The 6,114-nt window shown below is 65.5% G+C and carries 8 protein-coding genes; all 8 read right to left on the bottom strand.

All coding sequences use genetic code 11. The annotated features are described in order from the left end of the window. Positions 1–48 precede the first annotated feature (48 nt). Positions 49–891, bottom strand: coding sequence for a hypothetical protein (locus tag IPM60_15570; GenBank protein MBK8909240.1), 843 nt, complete (start codon positions 889–891; stop codon positions 49–51). A gap of 200 nt (positions 892–1,091) precedes the next feature. Further along, positions 1,092–1,556: a hypothetical protein gene (locus IPM60_15565; protein ID MBK8909239.1), complete on the bottom strand. Its 465-nt coding sequence runs from the start codon at positions 1,554–1,556 to the stop codon at positions 1,092–1,094. A gap of 363 nt (positions 1,557–1,919) precedes the next feature. Further along, positions 1,920–2,246 carry a hypothetical protein gene (locus tag IPM60_15560; protein ID MBK8909238.1) on the bottom strand — a complete coding sequence of 109 codons (327 nt, stop codon included), beginning with the start codon at positions 2,244–2,246 and terminating at the stop codon, positions 1,920–1,922. Next, positions 2,231–2,374, bottom strand: coding sequence for a hypothetical protein (locus tag IPM60_15555; GenBank protein MBK8909237.1), 144 nt, complete (start codon positions 2,372–2,374; stop codon positions 2,231–2,233). The genes IPM60_15560 and IPM60_15555 overlap by 16 nt, the downstream gene beginning before the upstream one ends. Beyond that, on the bottom strand, positions 2,374–4,029 hold the full coding sequence (locus tag IPM60_15550) for a head-tail connector protein (protein MBK8909236.1): 1,656 nt from the start codon (positions 4,027–4,029) through the stop codon (positions 2,374–2,376). Before IPM60_15550 ends, IPM60_15555 begins: the two co-directional genes overlap by 1 nt. Before the next feature lie 3 nt (positions 4,030–4,032). Next, positions 4,033–4,218, bottom strand: coding sequence for a hypothetical protein (locus IPM60_15545; protein ID MBK8909235.1), 186 nt, complete (start codon positions 4,216–4,218; stop codon positions 4,033–4,035). 220 nt (positions 4,219–4,438) lie between these two features. Continuing rightward, positions 4,439–5,836 (bottom strand): TerL, encoded by a 1,398-nt coding sequence (locus IPM60_15540; GenBank protein ID MBK8909234.1) that lies wholly within the window; start codon positions 5,834–5,836, stop codon positions 4,439–4,441. Then, entirely contained in the window at positions 5,836–6,054 is a 219-nt protein-coding gene (locus IPM60_15535) for a hypothetical protein (GenBank protein MBK8909233.1), read from the bottom strand. Before IPM60_15535 ends, IPM60_15540 begins: the two co-directional genes overlap by 1 nt. Positions 6,055–6,114 lie beyond the last annotated feature (60 nt).

The following is a 6,114-nucleotide window of genomic DNA, read 5'->3' as shown; positions in this document are numbered from 1 at the left end:
GGTGTTTGCGATACCCATGGTCTATTTCTCCTTTCCGTGGGCTGTGGGTTAGACGTAGGCGATTTCGACGACGCCGGCATCTTCCACTCGCGTGGCGCCGATGTCCATCTCGACGAACACCTGGGTCGCGTAGTTCTTGTCGGGGCGTTCGCTGATGCGCACCACCGGCTCGGAACCCACTGCCAGGGCCATGGCGTTCTTCGCGTACACCAGGGCGTAGCTGTCGGTCATCTGGTTGGTGACGACGAACTTGAAGCCCATGAACGAATCGACCTGGCCGGACACCAGCGCCTTGACGGTGTTGTAGTCGGACGAGGTGATCTCCGTTGCGCTCAAGAGGTCGGTCAAGCCGGCCGGGTTGATGACGCAGGTCACGCCCATGTCCAGATCGACGTCGGCGTCGAGCAGGATTTCGCGGGCGCTGCGCAGCTTCGCCACAGTGAGGCCGGCCGATGCGGCGGCGATCTTCTGCGCCGATGGCAGGGCCACGGTGGTGGAGCCGTCGACGCCCGAATAGGCGTTGCCGCGGGCGGCTGCGACGATCACCGCATCCATCTTGCGGCCGGCGGCCCAGGCCGCGTTCATGGCGTAGGGGCTGGTCGGGTCGATGAGGGTGCGCACCTTGTCGGCGTTGTCGATCAGGTCGGCAAAGCGCGAGGTGGTGAGCGAGACCTTGCGCCGGCTGTGCGGCGTGTCGATCTGCGGCGTGTCGTCGTGGCGGGAGGTGGCGTCGACCATGTCCACCGAGCCGATGCGCTCGAAGTAGGCCGACTTGCCGGTGACTTGCTCGGTGCGCACGGTGGCGCGGAGCTTCGAACCCTTCTGCTGCGAGAGCATCAGGACGTTCGCCTTGTACTGCTCGACCATGGCGGTCGTGATTTGGGTGCTCATGTGAGAGTCCTCCAAAAAGTTAAAAACCGACTTTTCGAAGGGCCTCCCCGGCGACCCGGAACCACTTCTTGCCCGTTATCGCCAGGCCAGGCGGTCAGTCTTTGCTGTCTGTCAGCGGAACCGGCGGATGCCGGCCTGCCCGCGTTGATGCGCGAATCCTATGCCCGGGGATTCGCGCAGTTGTACGCTTTAGCGTAGGGTTACTGGTCCGGGTAAAGCAGCTTGCGCAGCTCAAAGGCTTCCTGCACCAGCGCGGCGTGCTTGGGCGAGGCCGGATCCTGATAAGCCGGGTCCGCCTCGATGCTGCCGATCTTGCTGCGCAGCTCGGCCGGCGACATCTGGAAGCGGTTGCCGCCATGCTCTCCACCCTTGAAGTTGTGCTCACCCATGGAGCCGCCCAAGTAGGCAAACAGCGTGGCGGCGCGCTTCAGACCGATGGCGCCGGTGATCTTGCGGGCCTCGTCTTCGCTCAAGCCGGCCGCACGAATCACGCGGTTGCCCAGTTCGATCTTGGCGTCGTACTGGTCGCCCCACTCCTTTTCCAGTGCGGCGTAGTCCTCGGCGTTGCGGGCCTTCTGCGCCTCGGCGGCGGCGGCCGTCTGCGCCTGCACGTAGGCATTCCACTTGGCAGCCAAGCCATGCGCCTGCGACTTCGGAATGCCCAACTCGTGCATCCAGCCGGTAGCGGTCTTGAGGAAATTGCCGAATCTCCGTCCGGCGCCTTCAATTCGTAGCCGTCCGGGGTTTCCGGCAGGCCGAGCTTGACCATGGCGGCGCGGAAGCCGTCGGCGTCGTTCTCGTCCTTCGGCAGCGTAAAGAGGCGGTCAGCCGGTACGCCGAGCTTCTTTTCGGCGTTGCGGTACATCGGGATCACCTTGGCCAACGCCTTGTCGGGCGGGAGCTTGTCCACTCCCATGCCGCCCAGCCAGCCGCGGGTTTCCTCGTCGAAGCCGGCCGCCCAGGTCTGGTCGTTGCTGGCGCCGGACGCGGAGCCCTCGCCGTTGCCGCCGTCGTTGTTCAGTGCAGGTTCAGCCATAAACGTCATCTCCTTGTTGTCGTGCCGCAAGCTCCTGCATACGGTTGATGTCCGAGTCGTTCAGCTCGAGCATGGCCGTGATGCGGAAGAAAACCTCCTGCCGAGCGGCGGCGGCGACGGAGGCGTAAGGATCAATGCCGTTGATGCCGGACTTCAGCGTCGGACGGCTGCCATGGCAGAAGCGGCGCAGCTCGGCCAGCACCAGCTCCCCTTGCGGGGTCGGCTTTCCGTCGGCGCCGAGGAAACATTGCCGGAAGGCTTGGCGCATGGCGCGCATCCGGCGCACGTAGTCGAGCACGCCCATCAGCAGACGAGGCAAACGACGGTGGACAGCAACCAGAACACGACAGGCGCCAGCGCGCAGATCAGCAAGACGGCGTTGATGGCGCCGTCGATCATCAATTCCCGCCATTCCTTGTCCTCTTGCTGCCAGGAGTCGTCACGCATCACGCCATCCCCGGCATGGCCTGCGGCACGCTTGCCGCGGTGGCGGCGGCCTCGGTCAGGCTCTTTGCAGCATCGGCGGCGACCGGAGCGGCGGCCAGCATGGACTGCATGGCGGCGGATTGTCGCTTGCCTTCCTTGATCTTGGCCACCGTCTCGGGCGAACGCAGCACCTTGGCCGGCACGCCGTTGATCTCGGCCAGCTCGCGCGGCAGGGCCTCTGTGTCGAAGACATCGAGCACGCCCGGGTCGATCTCGGCTATCGGCGCCAGTTGCTCGAATGTACGCAGGATCGCCACGGCGTCCTCGGATCGCATCAGGCGCGACAGCGGGCTGGTGTACTCGACCTTGATCATGCCGTCTTGCAACAGATCGGCCACTTCGGGCGGCGGTTCGGGAAGGGCGCCGGCCATGGCCAGGATGTCCAGCTCGCGCTCGATGATCGGGCCGAGGAATTCAGACTGCTGGCGGCCCATGGTCGGGGCGAGCAGTTGCCCCTTCTCCTGCGCCCGCAGCATCGCCTCGGTGGCGGTGATTTGCGGCGTCTCGACGAGGATCTGGAACAGCGTGACCAGGAACGCCTCGTTGATCAGCTTGCGCTTGCCGTCGTTCATTTCGATCTGCCAGGGCAGGTTCGCACCTGTCTTGAGCGGCTGCACCATTTGCCGTCCCTCGCCATCGATGCCGCCGAAGTTGAGCGCGCGCGGTCGCATCTGGAACCCCTGCAGGGCACCGTCCTCAAGCAGCAGCAGCGGAGGATCGACGGCCATGTGCCCGGCGCGCAGGGTCGTCTTCTCCATCTCGTTGAGCATCTTGATGTCTGGCAGCACCATCATGGCCGGGCCGCGGCCATAGACTTCCTTCGGGTTGGTGCTGTAGCGGCTTACGGCATAGGGGAAGGTGCGGTATCCGCCCTCCTCCATCAGTTGCTTGCCCTCGACCGAGACATAGCAGGATTTAAAGGCCATGCCTTCGTAGTCCAGCCGGCCGCGCTTTTGCTCGCGGTTCGGCTCGACGGCGTGAATGAACTCGAACTTGCTGACCTCGTCCTTGCGCTCCAGGGCGGCCTTGATCTTGTCCGGCAGGCGCTCCATCCCGAATGCGGAGGCGGCCTGGCGCGCGGTGTATTCGAAGCGCCTATGCACCGTGTCGATGATGCCGTGATCGTTCTCGCTGATGTACAGCTCGGCCAGGTGGCAGGACTTGTAGCGGATGCCGCGCCCCGGGATGTCCTCGACCATCATGCCCATCGTGCCGAAGGCGCCGAGGCTCTTGTAGCACTCGCTCGCCTGGCTGCTGAAGTTGGCGAAGGGTGAGCGGCGCACGGCGAACAATATCTCGGTCACATCTTCAAGGTACTGCTTGAGCGGGTGATACTCGCGCAGTTCCTTGTCGGCCGGCACCAGGCCGTGGTATTGCTGGTTGTCCGGCGTGATCAGCGAATGCAGCGCGGCGGCGAACTTCTCCAGCGCCAGGCAGGCCGTCGAGTCGAAAATCTTCTCGGTGCGCTTGGCGCCCGGCTCGCGCTTGCTGAGGAAGTCCGACATCTGCGGCCAGACACGATCTGCCACTTCCTGCCAGAGGCTTTCCCAGTTCGAGCGCGCCGATCGGAGCTGGTCCTGGCGGCGGATGATTTCGTCGGCACGCGATTCGGCCATGGCTTACTTCTCCTTCGGCTTGCTGCGCCCGCGCCGTGGCGGCAGGATGAGCGGCTTCGGCGGTGCGTCTGGCGTGGGAAGTGGCGCCGTCTGCGCGGTATAGCGCGGCAAATACCACCCCTGCTCGGTAAGTACCTTGCGCTTGAGCTTGCCCTGGGCATCCAGGGCGCGGGCTTCCTCGATCTTCATGAGCCGATCAGCGTCCTTGATCCGGTCGGCGTGTCGCCAACCCCCTCGGCGCCGGTGAGCACGGACGCGCGGCGCCCGCGGCGACGACGCACATCATCGGCCGACTGCTGGCGCATCCTCGACTCGTCGATCGTCGGTACAGGCGGCGGGGGCGGCGGGGGCGGCGGAGGGTCTGGGGCGTCGTTACCGCCAAAAATTGAACCCATGGCTTTTCCTTTCGTCAGGTGTTGAAAACGTCGTAGTCGGAATCCGCGAACGCCGGCAGGCGCACCGCGGAGCGGTCCTTCTTGCCCATCACGCGCCGACCCTCGCCGCCGCCGAGCATCATGTATTGCTGCGCCTCGGCAACGTGGCTGTACTCGTTCTTGTCCGGCGCGTCCTTGTAGCGCTCCTGTCCGACGACGGCCATGCGGCGCAGGCAGTAGCCTCCCTGCAGCGCCTTGCGCAGCACGCGGCAATCGGGATGGACCAAGAAGCCTGGCTCGCCGTCGATGACGCGGCCCATGGCGCCGGCCACGGCATCGCGCCGCGGCGTCCAGTCGTTGGTGCTGGCCTTCTTCGCCTCGATGCCGCACGCCTTGAGGATGTCGAAGGCCGTCCGCTCGTCGTGGTCGCGGCCCTCGCCGGCCGGGTCGCCGGTGATCGTCACCGTCCAGCCGGTGAAGCGTTCGCGCAGGAAGCGCGCCAGCTCGGTGCCGAAGCGCGTCACCCCCATGTCTTCCGTCACCAGCTCGTGCCGTGTGCGCCACTGGCCTGACGGCAGGCGCTGGCCGATGACAGCGGCCGGCGTCAGGCCGAAGTCGAGGCCGACATGGATGCCGTGCTTCTCGACCAGCTCGAATGGGCGACAGTGAAATGAATCCGCGTACTCCGGGTAGACCGGCTTGCCGTCGCGCACAAAGCCATACTCGCCGTCGACATAGACCTTGATCCAGTCCGGATGCTTGCCAGCCACGGCGCGGGCGTAGTAGCCGGGCGGCAGGTTGTCGAGGTTCTCGGCGTCCGGCGTGCGACCACCGGGCTGACGATGGAATGCGAAGCCCTCCGGTCGCTGCTCCTCTGCCAGCTTGTACCACCAGTGATCCGAGTCCGGCGGGTTGGTGTCCATGAATATCTGCGGGCCGTTGCAGCCGCCGTCGCGCACCAGAGGGAAGCGCCCGACGCGGCCGGTCAAGTAGTCGAGGATGACCTTCGGCACCTCCCTGGCCTCGTTGATGTAGGCCCAGGTTAGTTCGAGCGACAACAGCTTGCGCGCGTCCTCCGGCCGGTCGAGGGCGAGGAACATCACTTCCATGTCGAGGCCATCCGGACCATTGACGAAGTGCGTCGGCGGGCCTTCCGACTGCCAGCGACCGCAGTCCTGCGGCACCCACTCATGCCAGGACTTGATAGTCGTCGTCTTCAGCTCTGGATAGGTGTTGCGGATGATGGCGCCGCGAGAACGGCGGCGGCCCTGCTTGTCCTTCGGCTGGCGCGCGGAAGCCAGCAGAGCCTTGACGATGCAGGCGGTCGTCTTGCCGCTGCCGATCGGCCCCATGATGCCGGAGACGAAGGCCGGATCGTACAGGAACGCCTCTGCAACGGGCCCGGGCGGCGTGTATTCGGCGCGGCGCAGCATCAGGCGGATCGCTTCTTCGGTGCGGCCGGATTCACCACCAGCGCGAAGCCGCCCTCGACCTTGCCGTCAAGCTGGAGCTTGTCGCCGTACTTCTTCGGGTTCCACTTCGCCAGCAACTTGAGGCGCTGCTCGACGCGGTTCTTCTGCCACTGCACATAGCCCGGGTCCACCTTGTCGCCGTGCTCGGTTGCGGTGCGCTCCGGCGGCTCGTCAATCATCCTGATGGTGTCCTCTGCGATGGCATCCGCGCCAAGATCGCGCGCGCGCGCGATTGATGC

The organism is Rhodospirillales bacterium (genome assembly GCA_016710335.1).
Taxonomy (GTDB): domain Bacteria; phylum Pseudomonadota; class Alphaproteobacteria; order Rhodospirillales; family Defluviicoccaceae; genus JADJXQ01.
This window is presented reverse-complemented; position numbering and strand designations above follow the sequence as displayed.